General features: G+C 56.9%; 17 protein-coding genes and 3 pseudogenes. 7 read left to right on the top strand and 13 right to left on the bottom strand.

Features of this window, described 5'->3' with window-relative positions:
- Window positions 1-2: 2 nt before the first annotated feature.
- The 4 genes and pseudogenes from JFU11_RS05630 to JFU11_RS05615 all read right to left on the bottom strand — a co-directional run.
- Window positions 3-2477, bottom strand: coding sequence for a TonB-dependent siderophore receptor (locus tag JFU11_RS05630; protein ID WP_201060019.1), 2475 nt, complete (start codon window positions 2475-2477; stop codon window positions 3-5).
- Window positions 2478-2582: 105 nt separating this feature from the next.
- Window positions 2583-3539: a FecR domain-containing protein gene (locus tag JFU11_RS05625; RefSeq protein WP_201060018.1), complete on the bottom strand. Its 957-nt coding sequence runs from the start codon at window positions 3537-3539 to the stop codon at window positions 2583-2585.
- A complete protein-coding gene (locus tag JFU11_RS05620) occupies window positions 3536-4057 on the bottom strand; it encodes a sigma-70 family RNA polymerase sigma factor (protein ID WP_123721004.1) in 522 nt (173 codons plus the stop codon). The genes JFU11_RS05625 and JFU11_RS05620 overlap by 4 nt, the downstream gene beginning before the upstream one ends.
- A 263-nt stretch (window positions 4058-4320) precedes the next feature.
- A pseudogene (locus tag JFU11_RS05615) lies at window positions 4321-4488 on the bottom strand (ABC transporter); the annotation flags it as partial.
- 3 nt (window positions 4489-4491) lie between these two features.
- On the opposite strand from JFU11_RS05615, the pseudogene JFU11_RS28010 reads away from it, so the two are divergent.
- Window positions 4492-4598: pseudogene (locus JFU11_RS28010) on the top strand (hypothetical protein); the annotation flags it as partial.
- Window positions 4599-4613: 15 nt separating this feature from the next.
- Here the strand turns inward: JFU11_RS28010 and JFU11_RS05610 are convergent.
- A complete protein-coding gene (locus tag JFU11_RS05610) occupies window positions 4614-5303 on the bottom strand; it encodes an SGNH/GDSL hydrolase family protein (protein WP_123721003.1) in 690 nt (229 codons plus the stop codon).
- Window positions 5304-5842: 539 nt separating this feature from the next.
- On the opposite strand from JFU11_RS05610, the pseudogene JFU11_RS05605 reads away from it, so the two are divergent.
- Window positions 5843-7297 (top strand): annotated as a pseudogene (locus JFU11_RS05605) (tyrosine-type recombinase/integrase).
- Between the two features lie 260 nt (window positions 7298-7557).
- Here JFU11_RS05605 and JFU11_RS05600 read toward each other — a convergent pair.
- Window positions 7558-8451: a LysR family transcriptional regulator gene (locus JFU11_RS05600; protein ID WP_201121240.1), complete on the bottom strand. Its 894-nt coding sequence runs from the start codon at window positions 8449-8451 to the stop codon at window positions 7558-7560.
- A gap of 94 nt (window positions 8452-8545) precedes the next feature.
- On the opposite strand from JFU11_RS05600, the gene JFU11_RS05595 reads away from it, so the two are divergent.
- Together JFU11_RS05595 and JFU11_RS05590 are read left to right on the top strand one after the other, a co-directional pair.
- Window positions 8546-9712: an MFS transporter gene (locus tag JFU11_RS05595; RefSeq protein WP_201060015.1), complete on the top strand. Its 1167-nt coding sequence runs from the start codon at window positions 8546-8548 to the stop codon at window positions 9710-9712.
- 390 nt (window positions 9713-10102) lie between these two features.
- Window positions 10103-10819, top strand: coding sequence for a CHAD domain-containing protein (locus JFU11_RS05590; protein WP_274610035.1), 717 nt, complete (start codon window positions 10103-10105; stop codon window positions 10817-10819).
- A 51-nt stretch (window positions 10820-10870) separates the two neighbouring features.
- On the opposite strand, the gene JFU11_RS05585 is transcribed toward JFU11_RS05590, so the two are convergent.
- Window positions 10871-11851 carry an isopenicillin N synthase family oxygenase gene (locus JFU11_RS05585; protein ID WP_201060013.1) on the bottom strand — a complete coding sequence of 327 codons (981 nt, stop codon included), beginning with the start codon at window positions 11849-11851 and terminating at the stop codon, window positions 10871-10873.
- 271 nt (window positions 11852-12122) lie between these two features.
- On the opposite strand from JFU11_RS05585, the gene JFU11_RS05580 reads away from it, so the two are divergent.
- Window positions 12123-14159, top strand: coding sequence for an NADH:flavin oxidoreductase (locus JFU11_RS05580; RefSeq protein ID WP_201060012.1), 2037 nt, complete (start codon window positions 12123-12125; stop codon window positions 14157-14159).
- 89 nt (window positions 14160-14248) lie between these two features.
- Here JFU11_RS05580 and JFU11_RS05575 read toward each other — a convergent pair whose 3' ends face one another.
- Both JFU11_RS05575 and JFU11_RS05570 read right to left on the bottom strand, forming a co-directional pair.
- The gene (locus tag JFU11_RS05575) at window positions 14249-15025 is read right to left on the bottom strand and encodes a pyrroline-5-carboxylate reductase dimerization domain-containing protein (RefSeq protein WP_201060011.1); all 777 of its coding nucleotides are present in this window, start codon (window positions 15023-15025) and stop codon (window positions 14249-14251) included.
- Window positions 15015-15722, bottom strand: coding sequence for a TetR/AcrR family transcriptional regulator (locus JFU11_RS05570; RefSeq protein ID WP_084378787.1), 708 nt, complete (start codon window positions 15720-15722; stop codon window positions 15015-15017). The genes JFU11_RS05575 and JFU11_RS05570 overlap by 11 nt, the downstream gene beginning before the upstream one ends.
- A 292-nt stretch (window positions 15723-16014) precedes the next feature.
- Between JFU11_RS05570 and JFU11_RS05565 the strand changes: the two genes are divergently transcribed.
- The gene (locus JFU11_RS05565; protein WP_201060010.1) at window positions 16015-16782 is read left to right on the top strand and encodes a glucose 1-dehydrogenase; all 768 of its coding nucleotides are present in this window, start codon (window positions 16015-16017) and stop codon (window positions 16780-16782) included.
- Window positions 16783-16794: 12 nt separating this feature from the next.
- Entirely contained in the window at window positions 16795-17550 is a 756-nt protein-coding gene (locus tag JFU11_RS05560) for an SDR family oxidoreductase (protein ID WP_201060009.1), read from the top strand.
- A 146-nt stretch (window positions 17551-17696) separates the two neighbouring features.
- Here JFU11_RS05560 and JFU11_RS05555 read toward each other — a convergent pair whose 3' ends face one another.
- The 4 genes from JFU11_RS05555 to JFU11_RS05540 all read right to left on the bottom strand — a co-directional run bounded on the left by JFU11_RS05555 (window position 17697) and on the right by JFU11_RS05540 (window position 22445).
- Window positions 17697-18611: a DMT family transporter gene (locus tag JFU11_RS05555; RefSeq protein ID WP_201060008.1), complete on the bottom strand. Its 915-nt coding sequence runs from the start codon at window positions 18609-18611 to the stop codon at window positions 17697-17699.
- Between the two features lie 69 nt (window positions 18612-18680).
- Window positions 18681-20027 carry an FAD-binding oxidoreductase gene (locus JFU11_RS05550; protein ID WP_201060007.1) on the bottom strand — a complete coding sequence of 449 codons (1347 nt, stop codon included), beginning with the start codon at window positions 20025-20027 and terminating at the stop codon, window positions 18681-18683.
- Entirely contained in the window at window positions 20024-21541 is a 1518-nt protein-coding gene (locus JFU11_RS05545; protein WP_201060006.1) for an aldehyde dehydrogenase, read from the bottom strand. The genes JFU11_RS05550 and JFU11_RS05545 overlap by 4 nt, the downstream gene beginning before the upstream one ends.
- Entirely contained in the window at window positions 21534-22445 is a 912-nt protein-coding gene (locus JFU11_RS05540; protein WP_084378792.1) for a dihydrodipicolinate synthase family protein, read from the bottom strand. The genes JFU11_RS05545 and JFU11_RS05540 overlap by 8 nt, the downstream gene beginning before the upstream one ends.
- Window positions 22446-22732: the final 287 nt, after the last annotated feature.

The following is a 22732-nucleotide window of genomic DNA, read 5'->3' as shown; positions in this document are numbered from 1 at the left end:
CGTTAGAAACTCGCTTTGACCGACAACATAAAGTTACGTGGATCACCGTAGTAGTTACCGAAGGTCTCGGTACCGATGGTGGCGTAGTAGCGCTTGTCGAACAGGTTGTTGCCGTTGAGCGCAACCGACCAGGTGTCGTCGATGCGATAGCCGATGCGGCCGTTCCAGATCGCATAGCCCGACTGGCTGATTTTCTCACCACTGGAGGGTGAAACCCGGAAGTTATCGCTTTGCGCGTTAACGCCAGCGCCGATCGTGAACCGCTCAAGTGACCCGCTCAGCGCGTAATCGCCCCACATACGCAATACATGCCGAGGCACATAACTGTTGAACGCTGCTCCGTTCAGGCTGGTGTCGATGTCGTCGAGGGTTTTGGTCTGGGTATAGGTGTAACCTGCCAGTACTTGCAGGCGTTCAATGACTTCCCCGCTGATCTCGGCCTCGACCCCCTGAGCGCGAACTTTGCCGGCATTGACGTAGCAGTAACCATCGGACGACGGGCAGGACGAATTGTAGTCAGTCTGCGCCTGATCTTTCTGGATCGTACGGAACAGGTTGAAGGAGCTGTTCAGTCGACCGTCGAACCAGGCGCCCTTGATCCCCAGCTCATAGCTCTGGCCCACGAGCGGCTTAAGCGCCGAACCGCCTTCTGAGCGGTAATTGCCTTGCGGGGTAAAGATATCCGAATAGCTGGCGTAGGCCGTCAGGTTCTCGTTCAGGTCCAACAGCACAGCGGCAAACGGCGTAACCTGCCCGGTCTCTGTAGTGCTGGAGTGTTCCGAGGTGCCAGTGTTGATGAAGTCGGAGTCGGTATCGGAGTTGTACCAGCTCACCCGACTGCCGACGACAACTGTCAGTGGATCAGCCAGTTTCAAACGCAGTGTCGAGTAAATGCCCTTCTGTTTAGTCACTGAACTGACCGGCCCGCCGCGAGATGAGTTGTCGATAAAGTAACTGTCATCCGGCTCCGGTATATGCTTGTCGGGGTTGAACACATTCTGGCGCTGCGGCAAAAACGCCACCGAGTAGAAGTCGTCCTTTTTCGAACGGCTGGCGTTGAAGCCCACGACCAATTCATGTTGCTGACCGAACGCGTCGAACTTGCCATCCACGTAGGCGTCCAGGCCGTAATCGACCTGATCGTAATCGTACATACTGCCCAGCACACCGGTGGTGTTGGTGCCGGGAGTCACGGCGCCGGAGGCGAACGCGTATTTGATGTCCTGAGTGTTTTTTGTGTAAACACTGGCGACCTTCAAGGCCCAGTCTTCGTTGATCTGGTGTTTCAGATCACTGAACACCGTGGTGCGCTGGCTGCGCCAGGTGTTCCAGGAAGGATCGAGGCACGTCGAACGACTGAGCTTCAAATCGCTGCTATCCCTGTAGCGCGGCAGGCCACCCCAGCATGGATTGGCGTCCACGTCTTCATAGGCAACGCCCAGCCCCAGCGTCGTGTCAGGGTTCAGATCAACATCGAGCGCGCCGTAATACACCTGATCCTTGCGACTGGCGTCGTCCACAAAGTAATGCCGGCTCTGCTCGGCAACGACGGCCCGTCCGCGTACTGTGCCGGCGTCGTTCAGCGGGCCACCGGTGTCGACCTGTCCGCGATAGTTGTCCCAGCTGCCACCGGACAGCGTGATGTCGGTGTGCGGGGCCGTCTGGCCGCGTTTGCGCACGAAGTTCACGCCGCCAGCAGTGCCACCTGAACCTTTCATCATTCCCGCTGCGCCGCGAAGAATTTCGACCCGGTCGTAATACGCCATGTCACCGCTGAAACTGTCGGCCTGAACATAGAGGTTGCCCATGTCCAGCGGTACACCGTCGTACTGATACTGGCCCGACATCCGGAAACCGCGCGAATAAAAATATTTGCCGCCCATGGTCGAGTCGTAGACGGTAATGCCCGGGGTCTTTTCCATGACCTGATCGATGGTGTTGAGGTTCTGGTCATCCAGCATCTTGCGGGTCATCACCGTGACCGATTGCGGCGTTTCCTTGAGGGAATGTTCGCCCTTGCCGATAGTCACCGCGCCGGTGGTGTATGAACCGCTGTTCTCGGTCGTTGCGCCCAACATCTGCCCGTTGATGTTGGTGGCGCCCAGTTCCAGCGCCGACCCGGCAGCCGGTACCGGGCGCAAAACGTAAGTACCGTTGGCCTGTGGTTCAGCTTGCAGACCGCTGCCACCCAGAATCCGTGCAAACCCTTCGCCGACCCCGAAAGCACCTTTGAGCCCGGGGGATTTCAACCCGTCGGTCTGCCGCGCATCAAAGGAAATAGCGGCACCCGCCGCACTGGCGAAATGGCTGAGGACTTCAGTCAGGCTGCCCCCGGCGATGTCGAAGGATTGAAGCTGATTGTGCTGTTGCGTCGGCGCCGCGATCGCGGCGACCGGCCATACGCAAATCGACGTTGCCGCGAGCAACCCGACCTTCACTACAATCGCCAGACGACCTGGCGCGTACACCCGATACATGCTCACCCTCCCCCAAAGACCATCAATAAAAACTCACTGAGGGATGAGCCGAACGATGCGTATGAAAAGTGCAAAAGCCCTAAAACTTTTTTTGCGCGGCGCACGCTAATGCACATCACCGCCTGAAACATTGACCCAGTAGCGACTGTACCGGGTGATCCGTAGCGAAAATCCACTCTCCAGCGCAGCCAGCGCCAGGTCGGTATTATTAATGGGGAACGCGCCTGACACCTTCAGTTGGGCGATACGCGGATCGCAGCGCAGCACGCCTGTGCGATAGCGCGAAAGGTCGGCCAGCAACTCGGCCAAGGGACGATTAATGGCAATGATGCTTCCCTGTTGCCACGCACCGACCGAAGCATCGTTGCGCCGTACAACCCCCAACGAGTGGCCATCGAAGTCCATGGACTGGCCGGCCTCCACACGCACCGTCGAGCCACCGCCAGCCGAACGGACCTCTACGGCCTTCTCGATCACCGCCACCCCACCGCCCTGCTCATGGGACCGGACGATAAAACGCGTCCCGAGCGCCAGCACCTCTCCATGATGGGTGAGCACCTTGAACGGCCGCTGCAAGGGATCGACAGCAGTCGTCACAAGGATCTCGCCCCGTAACAGTTCGAGTACACGTTGACGACCGTCGAAACGAAGGTTGACTGACGTGTCGGTGTTGAGCAGCAACAAGCTGCCATCGGCCAACCGAAATTCACGGCGCTCACCCACGGCGGTGCGAAAATCGGCAAACAGGTTCTGGGACGTTTCACTGCGCCAGCCCAACCAGCCCAGCGAACTGGCTGACGCGAGCACCAACACACTGCGCAACACCTGACGCCGGGATCGATCAGCGCCGCGCAACGCTGGCGAAGCCAGGGAGCCCGGCACACTCGCCATCTGCTCGCCTACGTCCACCATGCGTTGCCAGGCTTGGCGATGAGCAGGATCGGAGACCAGCCAGTCGTTCCAGGCTGCCAGATCCGAATCGGTGGTGACACCAGACCGAAGTCGGGCGTACCACTGGGCAGCGACGCCAATCGCCTTCAACTCAGCGGGCGAAAGGCTCACGCCAGTTGCAACTGAATCTGCATCAGACAGCAATGCTCCATGGCCTTGGCCATGTAGTTGTTGACCGTGCGGGCGCTGATATTCAAGCGCTCGGCAATCTGCGGATAGGTCAGACCGTCGAACTGAGACAGGATGAACGTCTGCTTGACCTTCGTCCCCAATCCTTGCAACAGGCGGTCGATTTCCATCAGGGCTTGCAACAGGATCGCCTGTTCCTCCAACGAAGGCTGCTGCCATTCGGGCATAGCGGCCAAGGCTTCCAGGTAGGACTGTTCCAATGAGCGTCGGCGAAACAGATCGATCAGCAAGCCCTTGGCGATCATCGACAGGTAAGGTCGCGGCTCGCAAATCTCTAGCGCGTTTCGCGCCTTGATTACCCGAACAAAGGTGTCCTGCGCCAGGTCTGCCGCATCGAAAGCATTGCCCAGACGCTTGCGTAGCCAGCCATTGAGCCAACCGTGATGGTCGCAATACAGATCATTGACGGCGCTACGCAGGGATAAATCGTTGGCGGACATGACGATGGAATAATTCGCGAGTGATAATGACTCGCATTGTCATGCGTACGAAGGGTGATTTGCAATAGCCACATTGGCCGACAAGCCCCGCGTCACCGGAAGGTGCGAGGGCGAGATGCCGGAGTTCGGAGCAGGTTTCGCCGTCATTGATTGAGCGCTGCTCCCTACTTCTTGATGCCACTTATTAAAGAGAATGGGTGACTCGGTAGCCGTCTGGCATCCAGACAGCGATCGGAGATATCACAGGCGTTATTCACACAGCCACCCACGACTTTGTTCTGTTGCAAAGCCATGTAAGCCGAACCGGGGTCCTGGAACGTCACCGGTGTTGCCCCGGCAATTCGGATCGACTGCTCGGAGGTCGAGCCTTTGGTGGAGCTGATGCGCTTGTCTTTGAAGAAGCTTTTCGGCTGATCGGCGTTGGTTGAGCGCAGCAGTACTACTACGGCAACCGGACTTCTACAAACAGAACTTTCTGGGCCTCAAATACGATTGGCAGGTCGGCCCCGGCATCCTGCGTACCGACTTGCGCCACTTCGACAACCCTATGTTCAGGTCAATTTGGCGAGACGCCACTCAAATTTTCAATCAATGACGGGGTCACCACTGCGCGATATCCATCAGCATTTGGGTGCAATCCATCCGCAACATACTGATTAAACAGGTCGGGATTTGATTTCAAGACCGCCTCCCACCTTGGGTAATTGTCGATCAAACGAAGTCCCCTGGCTTTTGCAACATCCCGGTACATCTGGAAGTAATCCAGTAACTTCGGTCTCTGCACTCCAGAGCCTCCAATCACTGGATTCGTCACCATTAAAATGATCTCCGTCGATGACTTGGCAGCCTTGATCCGGTCAATCATTAGCTCGAGGTTTTTCCGTGCTTGTACGACGGTGGTTTTGTTGGGAAGGAAAGCGTCGTTGATCGCGAATTCGATAAACACCGTATCCGGGCTTTTGGAGATGACTCGACTTTCGAGATTTTCAACACCCCATCCCGACCACATCGAATCCTTGCCACTATTTATAATCGTGGCACGTCCAGGGTAACGCTGATTCAGATCATCCCCAAGCTGCTGCACCCAGGCGCCGGAGGCCGTCAAGCTCGTACCATAAGCTACGACGGTCTGCGCCTTGCCAGCATCAAGGTTTGAATAAAGATCGCTTTCCTGACCAGCAAAGCTGGCCGCGCTTAACGAAAGTAACATTCCAGCAAACAGAGCCTTGGCCCACAAACCATTCATTCAACTGCCCCGAACTTTTCGCAGGGGGCAAGGATGAACCCGTGAGCTTGAGGCGTCCAACAGATTTAGGCGGGTGGCATTGGTTCTCACCCCGTAAGGTGCGGGCGAGGATGTCTCGGTCATTGTCGGGAAAGGATGGGCAGAAAATTGCAGGACATGCAAACGAAGGCATGGCCAAAAATTACCAGCAGTAACCCCGAGCAAATCGTCTGGTCCGAGGCGATTCCGGACCTGAATATCAGCGAAAACTTCGGGTGGTTTTGCGCGGGTTTTGCGCAGAACTGCAACGAAAAAGGGGATCAAGCCGCTAAGTGCTTGATCCCCTTACAAAATATGGTCGGGACGGAGTGATTCGAACACTCGACCCCTAGCACCCCATCTCCTTTTTCATACTTCTTGAAAGCTTCCAAAATTTTACTCTGGATTTTTCTAAGCTAGTATTTACTTGAGCTCCAGCGGTGTTCTGCTCTACGAGAGTCCAGTAACGTCCATCAAGAGCCGACGTTTTTGTGGGGGTAAAAGTAGGGGGATTCCGTTTTATGGCCAAAATCACCATCAAAGAACTCGAGTCGCTGACCGCCAACGATGCCGGCCGAATCCTCAGGGAGGATGGCAATCTGGCCGGTCGAATTTCCCTGCGTAAGGACGGCGTGTCGGTCAGCTTTTTCTATCGCTATCGGTGGGGCGAGCAGAACAAAGAGTACGCCTGCGGAACCTGGCCGCGCAAATCCCTGACGGACATCCGCAAGGCACGCAACCAGGCCCGAGCACTTATCGATGAACAGATCAATCCTAACGAACACAAGAAAACCGCCAAGGCACAGGCATACGCCGCTGCTAACGTAGAGGCCGAACAAGTAAAAACGGCGAAGGTGAAAACGCTGACCGTCCAGGATCTGGCCAAGGCGTGGCTGTTGGATGGCGTGGCGCGCAAAGACGGCAATGCTGAATTGCAGCGCCGTTTTACCAAGGACCTTTACCCGGCACTCGGCAAGACAGCGGTGAACAATGTTTCCGAACACGATATTCGGGCACTGATCCGCACCGTGGTCAACCGCGGCGCTCACCGACAAGCCATCAGTTTCTTCGCCGACCTTACCCAGATGTTCAGCTGGGCCAGAAAACGTCAGCCCTGGCGGGCCTTATTGATCGAGGGCGATCCGACAGAACTGGTCGACATCTCCCCATTGATCCCAGCCAACTACGAAGCGGAAAGAAGCCGCATCCTTTCCCCGGCGGAGCTGTTGGAACTGCACAACCGCTTCCAGCAAATGACCGCCGATTACGAAGCCCTCCCCGCGGGCAAAAAATACGACGGCATTCGACCTCTGAAAAAGGAAACGCAGCTCGCGCTCTGGATTAGCCTGGGCACGTTGTGCCGGATTGGTGAATTGCTCCAGGCCGAATGGAAAAATGTCGATCTGGAGCGGCAGACGTGGTTCCTCCCCAGCGAAAACGTCAAAGGCACTCGCGGCAAGAAACAGGACCACCATGTCTTCCTCTCCCCCTTTGCCCTGCATTTCTTTCAGGAACTCAAGACCCTGACGGGCGACTCAGAGTGGTGCTTTCCCAACAAGCGGGATGATGGGCATGTGGACGTAAAGGTGGTGAGTAAACAGGTCGGCGATCGCCAGGCCCGGTTCAAAAACCGCAAGGCCCTCTCCAGACGGCGTCACGACAATACCCTGGTCCTTGCCGACGGCTAAAACGGTGACTGGACGCCGCATGACCTGCGTCGCACGGGCGCGACCATGATGCAGGCTTTGGGGGTCAGCCTGGACGTTATCGATCGCTGCCAAAACCATGTGCTGGCCGGCTCGCGGGTGAGACGCCATTACCTACATCACGACTATGCCGAAGAGAAGAGAAGAGCCTGGAACCTGTTGGGCGACCGACTCAGTGCCGTGTTGTCCTCAACCTACGAGCATCCGCCAACAGAATCGATGCTGTCTTTTCCAGCGTATACCGTGACTGGCTCTTTACAGCCTTCTTAAGTCGGCGTCTTTAGTGCTGCGTCCTCGTAGCCCCGTAGACATCACCGGGCACGTTCTTCAGCTTGATCTCGGCTTCATGACCGGCAGAAATCGGCCAAGAGCGGTCTTTCACGACCGCCATTTAAGACGTGCGGACGATCCATCAATGCCAGAGCTCACGATTGTTCCAGTAAGGCAAACCACCTATTGATAGTGCACCCAAAAATGTTTTGGTCACTTCAAAATCACAGGTACCCGGAAATATCAGCTTACGCCTCCGCTTACATCCGGTGATGTTCCAGCAAGAAGTCAACGAACAATCGCACCCGCGCCGGCATTGCCACCCCGCCGACGAACACCGCATGAATCGGTTCCTGGTCCCCGGGGTTCCAGGCTTCCAACAGCGGAATCAGGTCGCCGCGCTGCAAATCCCCGCTCACGCTGAACTCACCGATACGTGCAATGCCGGCACCTACTCGCGCGAGTTGTGCCAGCGCTTCACCACTGCTGCATTCGATGTTGCCGCTGACCTTTAGGGAAAACTCTTTTCCATCGCGGATGAACGGCCAGTTGGGTTCGGCACGCCGGAAGTTGAAGCGCAGGCAGTTGTGCTGTAGCAGGTCTTCCGGTTCCTGGGGGATGCCGTGGCGCTGCAGATACTCGGGCGATGCCACCACTACCTGGCCGGTGTCGCCGATCCTGCGCGCGGTAAGCGGGCTGTCGGGCAGATGGCCAAAGCGGACCGCGACGTCGGCCTGCCCGCCGAGAATGTCGACCACTTCGTCGCCGAGGGTGAGGTCGACGACGATGTTCGGGTAACGGGCGCTGAATGCTGCAACCAAGGGAACGATGGCCAACCGCCCATGGCCAAGGGCGGCACTGACCCGCAATCGCCCCTTGGGTACGCCTTGGTCGGCGATGGCTTCTTCGACCTCGTCCATGTCGGCCAGGATACGCCGGGCGCCGCGCAGGAACGCTTCGCCCTCGGCAGTGAAGGTGATCGCTCGGGTGGTGCGCAACAGCAGGCGGGTGCCAAGACGTTGCTCGGTACGCGCGATGATCCGACTGACTGCCGAGGGTGTCAGGCCCAATGCACGCGCGGCGGCCGACAGGCTGCCTTCCTGCGCCACGGTGGTGAACACGCTCATTTCACCTGACCTGCCGTTGAAATCCACTTGTGCCTCCTGCGCAAAGGTGATTGCCAAAAATGCTATCTACCGCCTGAAAAGACTGGATCGTAGCATTAGCGGCATAGATAAGGAGCCTTTCATGCGTATCAATCCACCACTTGTCGCGCTCGCCATCGGTGCCTTTGGCATCGGCGTAACGGAATTCGCCCCCATGGGCATGTTGCCGGGTATCGCTGCGGATCTGGGCGTTTCCATTCCCGCCGCAGGTTTGCTCGTCAGTGCTTATGCGCTGGGCGTATTGCTCGGAGCACCGCTGATGACCCTGACCACCGGCAGGATTCCCCGGCGCTATCTGCTGATCGGGCTCATGGCGATTTTCACCCTGGGTAATCTGATGTCAGCCCTGGCCACCGATTACTACAGCCTCATGGTCGCCAGGGTGGTGACCTCACTGAACCATGGTGCATTTTTTGGCGTTGGCTCCATCGTCGCCGCCAGCGTGGTCGCCCCGGAGAAACGTGCCGGGGCGGTTGCGGCGATGTTCATGGGCCTGACCCTGGCGACCATCGGCGGTGTGCCGCTGGCCGCCTGGTTTGGTGAACTGTTCGGTTGGCGTACCGCTTTCTGGGGAATTACCGGCCTCGGCGTGGTGACCATGGTCGCCTTGTGGTTCGCCCTGCCTAACCTGAAGACGCCGCAAAGCGTCGGTGTAATGGCCGAAATTCGGGTACTGGGGCGGGGTCCGGTGCTGGGCGCGTTGGCCCTGACCGTAGTCGGATCGAGCGCAATGTTTACCGTCTTCACCTACATCGCGCCGATCCTCAGCAGCGAGACCAATAGTTCCACCGCCTACATCACCGCCATGCTGGTGCTTTTTGGTGTGGGGTTGACGCTGGGCAATATGTGGGGCGGCAAGGCCGCCGACCGCTCGATAGATCGCACCTTGATCGTCTCGCTAAGCGTTCTGATTCTCGTCTTGCTGGCGTTCACCTTGGTGATGCGTTGGACGGTGCCGGCTGCTCTGGCCATCCTGATATGGGGTATCGCCAGTTTCGCCCTGGTGCCGCCGCTACAGATGCGCGTCATGGAAGCAGCGAAGGACGCGCCCAATCTTGCCTCTGCGGTGAACATTGGCGCCTTCAATTTTGGCAACGCGATTGGCGCAGCGCTGGGTGGAGCGGTGATCAACGCTGGTCTGGGTTATCCGGCGATTTCCCTGGCCGGAGCGGCGATGGCTGCTCTGGGGCTGCTGATGGTGTTGGCTTATGCCTGGCGTTCCAGAACGATTGAATCAGCAGTGGTGTGACGAAGATGAGGGGGAGTGGTTCGTTACCATCGATGAGTGGCGGCGAGTGGTAGGATTGCTGCCCTTGTCGAGGGGCGGCAATCGGTCAATTTTAGCCATTGCTGACCGGCAGCTTTGGGTCCAGGCTGTGTGAAAACGCATGCACCGTTTTGAAGTCTGCGTTGCTACGTAAAATCTGCCAGCGTTTGGTTAGTCAGCAGACCTGAAATTTGCGTAGGAACGCGACTTTCGTTCCGATTCTGACTGTCAAACTTGCTCTAAAACGTTTTCACACAGCCTCGGTCGTCTGCTGCCCGTCACGACAGGCAGAGGTCGGCCAGAAGCAGAAGGTCGCCCCTGATAAATCCGCCCCATTTTGCTCTTTCAGGTGGGGTTCCTCTGCATTTATCTATGCAATATCGGCACTCAGACTGCGCGGGAGCCCTGCATGACTTGACGATAGCGGTCAGGAAAATACGCAGCCTTTTGCGTCCGCTGCGCAACCTGCCTGAGGTTGTCGCGTTGAATCAGGCTGCAGCTGAGGTCGGCAAAGCGACTACCCTAACGAGAGATCTGGAGGTCATCATTGGCGAACTGCAGAAAATGGGCTATCTGCGCCAGGCCATGAGCCGAAGCGCGACCCTGACAGAACACTTTCGAAAAATCGCCGGCAACCCGGTGCTCGACAAATTGTTTGGCGAACTGGATCGATGGCCAGAGTTGTTCAGGACCGCCGAGAGAGCCGGCGAGCTGACTGATGTAAAAAGACAGATTCAGAAAGCCCTGAAGAAAAGAATCAATCAGCTGATTGCCGGGCTACGGGACAAGCATTTTGACCGGCACGAACTGAGGATCATCGTGAAAAACGCGAGATACCTTACCGATGCATTTCCAGCATTGTCACCGCTCAAGGCTAAATCCAGAGCTCAGCTAAAGTCGGTACAAGCGTCGCTCGGCTCATGGCACGATCATCATCAATGGTGCCTGCGGGCCGAGGCGGAACCTGATTTGCTCGAAATAGCACCCTACTGGGAAGTCGTGTCAGAACAAGCGCTGACTGATGCCGAATTGAAACTGGCGTCACTGCTTGATCACCTGCAGAAAGACCTGGCGAAGTCTAAAGACTGATATCAAATCGTTCTACAACTTCACTGCAAACCCGCGACGCACACAGCCTCCCTACGCACCTTTCAAATGCGCATAGCTATCAACGAAACGCTTAAATTTATGTTGGCCGCACGTATACGCTTCGTACTTCGCGGGCAATGCCTCACTCACACAAGTGGGCACCGGCTCGACAATCGCGTCGAAATCCAAATCAATAAAGAAAGGTATTGAATAACGCTCCAGGCCGCTCGTATTGATCACACGATGCATGGTCGAGGTGTAGCGATCGTTGGTGAGGGTCTGAACCAGATCACCAATATTGACGATAAACGTACCTTCAACCGGTGGCGCAGTGACCCACTCCCCTGCACGGTTCATGACTTGCAGACCGCCAACGGCATCCTGGGACAGGACCGTCAGGAAACCATAGTCCGTGTGAGCCCCAATACCGATCTCTTCTTGGGTCACCCTTCCGATCTGGGGTGGGTAACGCAAAACCCGCTGAATAGTGATGGGCTTGCGCTGACGCTGTTCAAAGTAGTCTTGCGCTAAACCCAGGCTGAGCGCGATCCCGCCAATCAGCTTTCGTGCGAGCGCCAGTACCGCGCAGTGATAAGCCTCGGCGACCTTCTCGAATTGCGGCAGTGCAGACGGCATTTGATTAGGGCCAAAAAATGGGGAAACCTCATCGTAATGGGCTCCACAATCAAAACACTCTTTGAAATCGCGGGTATTGGCCGGGTCGACGTTTTCCGCGTACATCGGTATGTAACCCCGTAGCGTGAGGCCGGAGTTCACGATATTAAGTTTGTTTTTCTCCTCATAAGGCAGTTTGAAAAAGCGTTTGGTGAAGGTGTACATCTCATCGATCAATTGCTTATCGATGCCATGATTTTTTATATAAAAAAACCCCACCTTCTCGCAGGCATCACCTATTTGACTGGCCACCTGCAGCGGATTTTCACCGTTGATGAGCGGCGCTATATCGATGACGGGGATTTCAGTGAACGCGGTCTGTTTGCTCGCCAAACGAATATCAAATAACTCTGTCACTTTTGCTTTCCTCTGCAAAACATCGATAGGACAGAAGATTCAGAAAGCACAACGGCGCCCTCTTTCATCTCACTGAGTCACATCTGAACCGTCACCTTTAAGCACTCATTGTTCCATCCAGGTCTCAGTCTCGATTGGGCGGATGTTAATCCTGGATTTTTTGCCACGCAAGCAAAATGTACACCTGTGTCACTGATCATTGACATAGATGTACATTTATCCTAACTTCAAGTCACCGAGTCAGATGAAGCCCACTTTGGAGCGCACTGCGATGTCCAGTGATCCCTTGCTGCAACCCTATAAAATCAAGAACCTGACCCTCAGAAACCGGATCATGACCACCTCCCATGAACCGGCCTATCCTGTGGACGGCATGCCCAAGGATCTCTACCGCGCTTACCACGTGGAGCGCGCAAAAGCCGGAGTCGCCCTGACCATGACGGCCGGTTCCGCTGCCGTCTCAAGGGACAGCCCACCGGTGTTCAACAATGTGCTCGCCTACAAGGACGAAGTGGTCGGATGGTTGCAAGACCTGACCGATGAATGCCACGAACACGGTGCAGCGGTGATGATTCAACTGACGCACCTGGGCCGTCGCACCCGCTGGGACAAGGCCGACTGGTTACCCGTGGTGTCGCCTTCGCACCGCCGCGAGGCGTCGCACCGTTCCTTCCCGAAGAAAATGGAAGAATGGGACATCGAGCGGATCATCAAGGATTATGTGGACGCTGCGGAGCGCATGAAAGCGGCAGGTCTCGATGGCCTGGAGCTTCAGGCCTACGGGCATTTGATGGACCAGTTCTGGTCGCCGTTGACCAATGACCTCGACGGGCCTTACGGCGGCTCGCTGGAAAACCGCATGCGCTTTACCTTCGACGTCTTGCGTGGCATCCGCCAGCGGGTCGGCGAAGATTTCCTGCTGGGCGTTCGCTACACCGGTGATGAAGAATTGCCCGGTGGCTTCACGGCCAGCGAGGGCATGCAGGTGTCTCACATGCTCAAGGACAGCGGGCTGGTCGACTTCCTGAACGTCGTGCGCGGTCACATTGATACGGATGCCGGCTTGACCGATGTGATCCCGATTCAGGGCATGCGCAACTCACCGCATCTCGACTTCGCGGGCGAGATCCGCTCGTCAACAGGCTTCCCGACCTTCCACGCGGCGAAGATTCCCGATGTGGCCACCGCGCGCTACGCGATCGCCTCGGGCAAAGTGGACATGGTGGGCATGACCCGCGCGCACATGACCGATCCGCACATCGTGCGCAAAATCATCGAGAAGCGCGAAGAAGACATTCGCCCGTGCGTGGGTGCCAACTACTGCCTGGATCGCATCTACCAGGGCGGCGCGGCCTATTGCATCCACAACGCGGCGACGGGGCGGGAAACCACCATGCCCCACGACATCCCCAAAGCCGCCGTCAAGCGCAAGGTGCTGGTGGTCGGCAGCGGCCCGGCGGGGCTGGAAGCAGCGCGGGTCGCCGGTGAGCGCGGCCATGACGTTACGGTGCTCGAGGCGGCCGACCAACCCGGCGGGCAGATTCGTCTGACGGCGCTGAGCGAGCGGCGTCGCGAGATGATCAGCATCATTGATTGGCGCATGGCGCAATGCGAACGGCTGGGGGTGAAGTTTCACTTCAACACCTGGGCCGAAGCCGACACCGTGCAGGCCTTCGAGCCAGACGTGGTGATCGTTGCCACCGGCGGCCTGCCGGATACCGAGGTGCTCAGCGCAGGCAACGAACACGTGGTTTCAACCTGGGACATCATTTCCGGCGACATCAAGCCCGGCCGCAACGTATTGATCTTCGACGATGCGGGAGACCATGCTGCCCTGCAGGCTGCCGAAGTCATTGCGCAAAGCGGTGCGACCGTGGAGATCGTCACGCCAGACCGCTCGTTTGCACCTGAAGTCATGGCCATGAACCTGGTGCCCTACATGCGCAGCCTGCAGGACCTGGCCGTCACTTTCACCGTCACCTACCGGGTCGATACCGTGGAAAAACGCGATGGCGGGCTCGTTGCCACCTTGGGCAGCGATTACGGCAAGGTTCACAAGCAACGCGTGGTCGATCAGGTGGTCGTCAACCACGGCACCCTTCCTCTGGACGATTTGTACTTCGACCTGCGTCCGCTCTCCAGCAATGGCGGCGCGGTGGAGCAGCATGACTTGATCGCCGGCACGGCACAGAACATCGTCACCAATCCCGAGGGGCGCTTCCAGCTGTTCCGGATCGGCGATGCCGTGTCAGCTCGCAACACTCACGCGGCCATCTACGACGCTTTGCGCCTGGTGAAAGACCTCTGAATCCGGGCCTCCCTTCCGGGTGGAACGGAGGTTCGCAATTAAAAACTGAAGGCCCTTTAACGGGCCTTCAGTGCTTATTATTGCCCCGCTTACAGACCGCGCCGCGCCACTTCAGCGCCCGCCTGGACCGCTCGTCCGACGATGGACTCAATGTCTTGATCGGCCATCGATTGCAACGCGGCTGCCGTCACACCCCGGTATGCCATCAACGATTCAATCATTTGCCGCGGATCGCGGTTGGCCAGCATCTGCCCGCCGCCCACCATCACGCCTTGTGCTGCACGCTGCGCGATGGCAAGAGGAATTCCCGCCGCCACCGCCTGATTAGTCAGCGCCATCTGCAACATTGCCGGGAACGCCGGCCCCGTCCCGGACAATGCGCTGAGGTAATCAATACCGTCTTCGTCAGGCAGTTCGTCCGCCGCACCGACGCACTCGAATAAACGCTGCACCCATTCGCGGTCGCGTTCAACAAGGTTTCCGACACAGTACCAGGGCGTGAACGACTGTCTGATTTCCACGGCTGCATTCGGCATGGCCCGCACTATTGCATCCGCACCGGTGGCCGCGCTGATGGCTGCCGCCGAAACGCCAGCCATCAGAGAAATCACTAGCTTGCCACGGGCGTTGATCTGCAGCTCGCGAAACTGCTCCGGCCGGATGGAGAGCACGACAATATCGCTGAGGTCCACCAACTGCTGGTTGTCGGCGAGCAACTTCACACCTGGCTCAAAGGTACTGACGCCGGAGCGGTTCGAAATCAACAAATGGTCAGGCTTGATGAAACTGCTTTCGAGGAGCGCCTCGGCAGTTGCACGCCCGAGCCAGCCGGTGCCCCCGATGATGCCCAGCGTTCTACTCTCCATCGGCAGCGGACTCCTCGAATGTTTCGACCAAGGGAACGAAGACACCGGGTTCTTTTTCCGCGTAGCCGAACTTTCCATAAAAGCGGTCCAGTTCGCGCCGCTTCGGTACTTTGCCGGTAAACACGCTCACGTACTGAGGAATCCGTCGAAATCGTACGACGATATCTTCATTGGTTTTCATGGAGATGTAGCCGATCTGCGTGAGGTAGATCGTCCTGGCCCGAACATCGGCGCCCTCGCCGTCGTAGCCAAACCGTCGGAACATCGCTGCCAACGCATTCATCCGCGTCTCATCGGCCAAAGCGATTTCAGCTGTGACTTCGTCCGATTGCAGCGCCCAACTGCGCACGGCAAATTCGAATTGCGAGTCGAACAGGTCGGGGTTCACCCAGCACTCGAAGACGTTGAGAATCGCTTCGGAAATACTTTCTGCATAACTCTCACATTGGCTGACCATACCGCCGGTGTTCTTGTCCCGCCATCGAGCCAGGAGTGCTGCGAGCAGTTGCTCCCGATCTTCATAGAACCAGTAAAAGCTGGTTCGAGACAAATTCAAGCGTTTGGCCAGCGGCATCACCCGCACAGCATCCACGCCCGACTCTTTAAGAGCATCGTAGGCGGCGTCCAGCCAACCATCCACGGAGCCTCGCCAGCCTGCGTCCTGCGCTTTGGTTTTAGCCCTTCCTGTCTGTGACATTCGGGTTGCACCTTTATTAAAAATTCTTCCCCACTGTACACCTCAGGATCTGTGGCGTACACGGCATGTACAGCAGCGTACATTTTTTAGACGCTGATCCGCATTCGATCTCACAACGGATTTGCCTCACCAAATACCGTCCGAGCCGTACGACTGGTCACTAATGACCTCCTGTCGATTCCATCTTTTAGATAACAACAGGTTATCTTTGCCCCTATAAAAAAGTTGCTAGACGATTAGAACCAATGAAACCAAATAATGGTTCTACCAAAAAAAATATTAGGTAGGTGCCATGAAGTTTAATAATAAAGTGGTGATCATCACCGGCGCTGCTGGGGGCGTCGGACAGGCGTTAGCGTTATTGTTCGCCCGAGAAGGCGCAAAGCTTGTTTTGTCTGATCTTGATGAAGGCGGTTGCAAATCAATTTCCGCAAAAGTCCGTGACCTGGGCACTGAAGTGCACTACGTGGCTGGCGACTTACGCCGTAAAGAATATTGCGAAGCGATTGTCCAAACTGCCGTCGATGTTTTTTCGGGAATCGACATCGTATTGAACAATGCGGGCATCATTCCCCGCGGCACAATTGAGGAAACCACTGACGACATGTGGTTTGACGCCATGGGCGTAAACCTGAATGCGGTGTTCTTCATCTGTCGTGCCGCGATACCGCACATGAAAAATCGCCCGGGCGCCGCAATCGTCAACACATCATCTGTGTGGGGTATTTATCCCGGCCCCGCTCACGTGGCGTATTGCACAAGCAAAGGGGCCGTCGCGGCTTTAACTAAAAATCTGGGCCGCGATTGCGCCCCTTTGGGCATCCGTGTCAACGCCGTGTGCCCGCACGAAATCAATACCCCGATGATACGCAGCGGCTTTGAGCGTCGAGGCCTGGATCCGGATAAAGCTGTGCAAGAACTGAACAAGAGCGTGCCATTAGGCCGTATCGCCGAGCCTGAAGACATTGCGGATGTCATCGCGTTTCTGGCATCCGACGAGGCCAGGTACATCGCCGGTGAAACGGTAGAAGTCACAGGCGCCAAGCCGGTATCCGGCTAAGGGGAGGTAGCGATGCTCAAAGGTAAAAATGTAGTGGTGACCGGGGGCGGCCGAGGGATTGGCCGAGGCATTACCGAACAATTGCTTGAGGCAGGAGCTTCTGTGCTGATCGCTCAGCGTCAGGCACTGGACGCCGACTTGCAGAATCACCCTCAAGTCTGTTTCGTCGAGACTGATCTCGCTTCGATGGAGTCACCGAATTTGATTGCACAGTTCGCCCAGGAGCAGCTTGGCGGAATCGATGTATTGGTCAACAACGCCGGGTTCATGTTCGAGAAGTCCATCGATGATATGACCGAGCAGGACTGGGATCGCATGATGGCTGTCAATCTGCGAGCGCCCGCATTCCTGTGTAAGGCGTTGGTGCCTCAGATGCGTCAGCGAGGTGGTGGCAGCATCATCAACATCGGGTCGATCGAAGGGATAGGCGCCAACCCTGAACATGCCGCGTACTGTGCGTCCAAGGCGGGCATCCATGGGCTGACCCGAGCCTTGGCAATCGATCTCGGCCGAGACGGCATTCGCTGCAATGCCATTGCTCCGGGGTGGATAAATTCCGAGCTGAGTGATGCATACCTCTCCGCTCAACCTGATCCGCGTGCGGCGCGCCAGGCACTCCTGCGCCTTCACCCGGTCGGACGTACCGGGTTGCCGGCGGATGTGGGCGGGACAGTCGTTTTCCTGGCCTGCGAATCATCGGCCTTCATCACCGGGCAGGTGCTGGTGGTGGATGGGGGGCGCACGGCGAAACTGCCACTGCCGTTTTGATCGAATCCGCCCGAGTTGCAACGGAGGGAGGGACTTACCCTCCTCCGCTGCAAGATTCTGCGGTGGGGTTTAATCCCTGAGCCCATGGTAGTCCAGGGGAGAGAAATCAGATGAGCCAATAAGTCTCGAAGCGATAGGTTGAATGTTCACGCCTTGGCTTTGATCGCATACATCCCACCGATAATCACCAACGCTGCGCCGACAACCACCCAGGTATCCGGGTGCTCGGCAAAAACGATTACACCAATCAACGTGGCGAACACCAGAAGCGCATAGTTGAAAGGCTGCAAGGTTGAAGCCGTCGCGTATTTCAGTGCTTGAATGAAGAGAATCTGTGCGACTACTCCCGTCAATGCCAGGATCCCCATCAAGAGGCCCTGGATCGGAGTCGGAGAAACCCATGCAGGCAGCCCCGCGAATGTGACAGTCAAGGCACCCACACACGCCATAAAGAGCATGTTCGTAGCAAAGGAGTCGTGCTGGCTGATTCGACGCGTTAGTACGTTGAACACCGCGAACGCCAAAGCAGCCAGCAGCGGGATCAGCGCCGCGAGTTCAAAGACGCCCGCGCCTGGCCGGAGGATAACCAGCGTGCCGGTGAACCCTATGGCCGCCGCAATCCAGCGCCGTAGACCTATGAACTCCCCAAGCACGGTCCCCGCCAATGCCAGTGTCATCAGCGGAAATACGGCATAAAGTGCGTGCATTTCGGCCAGCCCCAAATATCGTAGCCCCACCGCAAACAGCAGGGTTTCACCAACGGCTAACAGCGCTCGAATGATTTGCAGCCAAGGGTGCTTACTGCGAAACGTCGCCTGGCCCCTGCCTAGGTAAGCGGCATATCCGAGAGCAAAAACGACAAACACCCAATAACGCACCATGACCAGTTGGGCAACCGGGAAGTCTTTGACAAGCACCTTGGTTACGCCGTCCTGGCTGGCGAAAATCAGCATTGAAAGCAGGCAGAGGAAAATCCCGAGTTGGGGCCTCGCGATCCCGGGATTAGCAGCAACGGTGGGCGTCGTTAAATGCGCAATATTTTTTGTTCGGTCGCTATTCAATCAACCTTTCCTTCGTAGATCGTTCCGATCAGACTTTGAAGTCGGTAGATAGCCGACGACTTGAACTTGTCAGCCTTCTCGCCCGGCCCAAAACTCATGCCAGCGAATAACCGAACTGACGCCCAGTTTCGTTATTATCCTGGGTGGTAGCTTGCTGGGGCCTGGTGCGTGACTGAAGCTATCGAGAAACTCCGAACGCGTACCCGATGCCAACTCCGCAGCCATCACACCGGCCAGGGTGCTTTTCACAGTACCCAGTCCGTTTTCGCAGCAAGCCGAGTACAGGTTTTCTTCAATCTCGCCAAATGCAGCGGCGCTGTTACGACTCAGACACAGGCGGCCGGCCCAACTGAATTCCAACGCAGTGGATTTCAATTCGGGAAAGCGCGCATCCAGGGAATGTCGCTGTTCTTTGGCCACCGCCGCTACCCGCTCTGGAGTGACCTGGATACTCGGGTCATAGGTAAACTTGGTCCGGATGACGATACGCGAGAGACCGTCTGAAGAGATCTTGCGGACGGTCGCGCCCATGGGATCCGCCGGCAACAACGCCCACCTGGCTTTACCCGGCACCTCTTTCCTGAATGCATCATCACTGTAAGCAGCCGTCATGGAGGCATAAGTGAAAACGTGCAACAGTCGTCCTTGATAATGGCCAAAGTCTTCAATGTGCCCGTTAACTCCCAGGATGACCTTGGGTGCGTGCACCGTCCCGTTATGAGATCGAGCGCTCCAACCACTTCCCTGCCTGGTCAATTCAACAATCGGAGAGCGTTCGAACAGCGTGATTTTCCCTTCGAGCCCTGCTGCCAGGTCTCTAATGTATTGCGCGGGTTGAATCATCACTGCGCCCGGCGTGTAGATCCCACCGTGATAATAGGCGGACCCAGTGATTTCGCGCATTTGCGCGGCATCGAACATCTGGAACTTCTCGCCAATGCGTTCAAGGGATTGAGCGTAATTGACGTTCAGTTTCAATCCCCGCTCAGTGGCGGCCGCGTTGATCTTCCCGGAAGGGTCGAACGTGTCGGCAGACATGCCGTACTCCCGCGCAGCGGCAGCGGCAAAAGCAATCGCAAAGCGGTTCTGCGCAATTTCCAGCGCCGTTGCAGACTCACTCGCCACGGAGTATTCCCCGGACGACAGACTGTGCGGCACATCGATCATGAAACCAGAGTTTCTGCCGGCCGGCCCCTTGGCGACTTCATGAGCATCGACCACGACAATGCTGTCACCCGGGTGCAGCTGTGAAAGTCTGCGAGCGGCGGACAGGCCGGCAAAACCGGCCCCGATAATCAGCCAGTCCGCCGTCACGTTTCCATCAAGCATGCGGACAGGCGCAGTGCGTTCGGAAATCGCCTCCCAACCTGAAACCCCGGTGTCTACCGGCAGACGCTTGATGGTATGGGTGCTCATTTTTCGGTCTCTTCATCCGACCGATCAGACACATCGATCCAGATGGTTTTGATTTCGGTGTACTGGTCATGGGCGAAAATGGATTTGTCCCGACCGCCGAAGCCCGACTCCTTGTAGCCACCGAAGGGTGTCGATGCGTCGCCCTCACCAAAGCAGTTCACGGTGACGATGCCCGCGCGAATTTCCCGCGACAACTTGATTGCCCGCCGCAGGCTGCCGGTATATACCGAGGCCGCGAGGCCGTAGACCGTGTCATTGGCCAGCGCAATGGCTTCGGAGATCGTGTTGAAGGTGGTGACCGACAGAATCGGGCCGAAGATCTCTTCCTGGAACAGCCGGTTGTCTCGACCAACACCGTCAATCACCGTCGGCTCTACAAAGGCGCCGTCTTTGGTCGCACCACCGTAAACCACCTCAAGCTTTCCGGCGGCGGCGTGCTCAAGGTACGACTTCACTTTGGCAAAATGCTCAGGGCTGACCAGCGACCCTACGCGGTTTTCCGGATCGAGTGGATCGCCCATTTTCCATTCGCGGATGTAGGCGCCCATGCGCTTCAGCAGCTCGTCCTTAACCGATGCATGGACGATCAGACGAGAAGTTGCGGAGCAGTTTTCGCCCATGTTCCAGAACGCGCCATTGACCACGTGCTGAGCGACGAGATCCAGGTCTTGGGCATCGTCCATCACCACGGCCGGATTTTTTCCGCCGCACTCGAGGACGATGCGTTTCAGGTTCGAATCGGCGGCGTAATGCAGGAAACGGCGGCCTGTCGCGGTGGAGCCGGTGAAGCTGACCATGTCGACATCGTTATGCAAACCAATCGGTTCACCGACGTCCTTGCCCGTGCCGGTGACAATGTTGAGTACGCCGGCAGGTACGCCGGCTTCAAACGCCAGCTGCGCGACACGCAACGTGGTCAGCGAGGTTTGCTCAGCAGGTTTGACGATGACCGAACAGCCCGCAGCGAGCGCCGGGCCGATTTTCCAGGCCAGCATCAGCAGCGGGAAGTTCCAGGGCAATACGCAGCCCACCACGCCGATTGGCTCCCGAACTACCATGGTCAGCGCGTCGCTGCCCACCGGAGCGGTGTTGTCGTAAATCTTGTCAATCAGTTCTGCGTGCCAGCGGATCGTGTGGATGGTGTCCGGTATGTCAACCAACTGGCATTCACTGACCGGTTTGCCGCTATCGAGACTTTCGAGGACAGCCAGTTCGTGTTGATGGCTTTCAAGCAGGTTTGCAAACTTCAACAGGACCGCTTTGCGCTCCCGCGGAGAAACAGATCTCCAGCGTCCATCCTCAAAGGCCTCCTTGGCATTGCTCACCGCGAGGGCGACATCCTCGGACGAGCACGCTGCGACGTCGGTCAAAAAGGCACCGGTCGCCGGGTTGTTCGTGGCGAAGGTTTTGCCAGAGATCGCGGGCTTGAATGCGCCATTGATGAACGCCTTGGACGGCAACGAAATGTCTTTGGCCAGCGCGGCATATTCGGCCTTGCTCAGAAGATCACCCATGGCTGGCTCCCGAAGAAATGTTGGCTACGTTACGTTTGAGTTCAGTAATGACCGACGCGAAACTCTGCTTCTCGTCCGCTTCCAGTGGCTGCAATGGCAGGCGCACGTTACCGACTTTCAATCCGGCAACTTCGCAGCCGTACTTGATCGACTGCACGAACTTGCCACCGTCCAGGGCATTCATCAGCGGCATCATCGCCGTCATGATTTGACGGCCTTTGTCGAAGTTCTTTTCGATCACGCAGGCTTCATAAAGCGCAACGTGTTCCTTGGGCAGGAAGTTGGAACCTGCGCACACCCAACTGCGGGCGCCCCAGGCAAAAAACTCGAGGGCCTGGTCGTCCCATCCACAGGACAAGGCGATGTTGGGGAACTGCCGGGCCAGCATATGCACCTGGCCCATGTCGCCGGAACTTTCCTTGATGGCGACGACGTTTTTCGATTGGCTGACACGCGTGAAATATTCTTCGTCCATCGAAACGCACATGCGCCCCGGATAGTTGTAAAGCATGATCGGCAGGTCGGCGGCGCGATCAATCGTCAATGCATGGATCGCGTTTTCCTGGGAGGTCGGCAGCGCATACGGCGGGCTGGTGACGAGAATGGCGTCCGCTTTGATCGATTTGGCATCCTTGGCGTACTGAACCGCATCTTCGGTGCGAATCGCCCCGGTACTGACGATCAGTTGCACTCGAGTGCCGATCACATCTTTGGCGTAGGCTGCCAACTCGGTGCGTTCTTCCGCAGTCTGCGCATAATACTCGCCGGTCGACCCACCGATAATAATGCCGTGCACCTTCGCCTCGATCAGCGACTCCAAAACTTCCGAGTACACGTTCCAGTCAATCTCCCCATCAGAGTTATAAGGAGTTACTGCTGGCGTATAAATACCTTCAAATTTCAAGATAAATGCTCCGAATGCGAGTTAGGTGGGAGATCAACGAACGCGTCAGCTTTGATGCCTTTAGGCGCGACAAGAATCTTCATGTTTTCACGGGGCGGTTCCCAATGCTCAAACACGAGATCAATTGCGGCACTTTGCTTAACTGTTGAATCCAGACTGGCATGGGCCAAGAAGTCGGTCAATAGAGTGTATTTCCCGCGTATACATTTTCAGATGGGTGCTTCAGACGCCGGTGAAAATATCTTTTTCTTTGTTTTCAATGGTTTGAATTTTCCTAGCCGATGCCA

The organism is Pseudomonas sp. TH37 (assembly GCF_016650735.1).
In the GTDB taxonomy this organism is placed as follows: domain Bacteria; phylum Pseudomonadota; class Gammaproteobacteria; order Pseudomonadales; family Pseudomonadaceae; genus Aquipseudomonas; species Aquipseudomonas farris.
This window is presented reverse-complemented; position numbering and strand designations above follow the sequence as displayed.

Bases quoted from the DNA above. Each gene is read 5' to 3' on its own strand.
- JFU11_RS05545 (WP_201060006.1), bottom strand. From the start codon at position 21,541: ATGGGTGATCTTCTGAGCAAGGCCGAATATGCCGCGCTGGCCAAAGAC.
- JFU11_RS05550 (WP_201060007.1), bottom strand. From the start codon at position 20,027: ATGAGCACCCATACCATCAAGCGTCTGCCGGTAGACACCGGGGTTTCA.
- JFU11_RS05610 (WP_123721003.1), bottom strand. From the start codon at position 5,303: ATGAATGGTTTGTGGGCCAAGGCTCTGTTTGCTGGAATGTTACTTTCG.
- JFU11_RS05565 (WP_201060010.1), top strand. From the start codon at position 16,015: ATGAAGTTTAATAATAAAGTGGTGATCATCACCGGCGCTGCTGGGGGC.
- JFU11_RS05570 (WP_084378787.1), bottom strand. From the start codon at position 15,722: ATGTCACAGACAGGAAGGGCTAAAACCAAAGCGCAGGACGCAGGCTGG.
- JFU11_RS05590 (WP_274610035.1), top strand. From the start codon at position 10,103: ATGCAATATCGGCACTCAGACTGCGCGGGAGCCCTGCATGACTTGACG.
- JFU11_RS05575 (WP_201060011.1), bottom strand. From the start codon at position 15,025: ATGGAGAGTAGAACGCTGGGCATCATCGGGGGCACCGGCTGGCTCGGG.
- JFU11_RS05560 (WP_201060009.1), top strand. From the start codon at position 16,795: ATGCTCAAAGGTAAAAATGTAGTGGTGACCGGGGGCGGCCGAGGGATT.
- JFU11_RS05620 (WP_123721004.1), bottom strand. From the start codon at position 4,057: ATGTCCGCCAACGATTTATCCCTGCGTAGCGCCGTCAATGATCTGTAT.
- JFU11_RS05580 (WP_201060012.1), top strand. From the start codon at position 12,123: ATGTCCAGTGATCCCTTGCTGCAACCCTATAAAATCAAGAACCTGACC.
- JFU11_RS05630 (WP_201060019.1), bottom strand. From the start codon at position 2,477: ATGTATCGGGTGTACGCGCCAGGTCGTCTGGCGATTGTAGTGAAGGTC.
- JFU11_RS05595 (WP_201060015.1), top strand. From the start codon at position 8,546: ATGCGTATCAATCCACCACTTGTCGCGCTCGCCATCGGTGCCTTTGGC.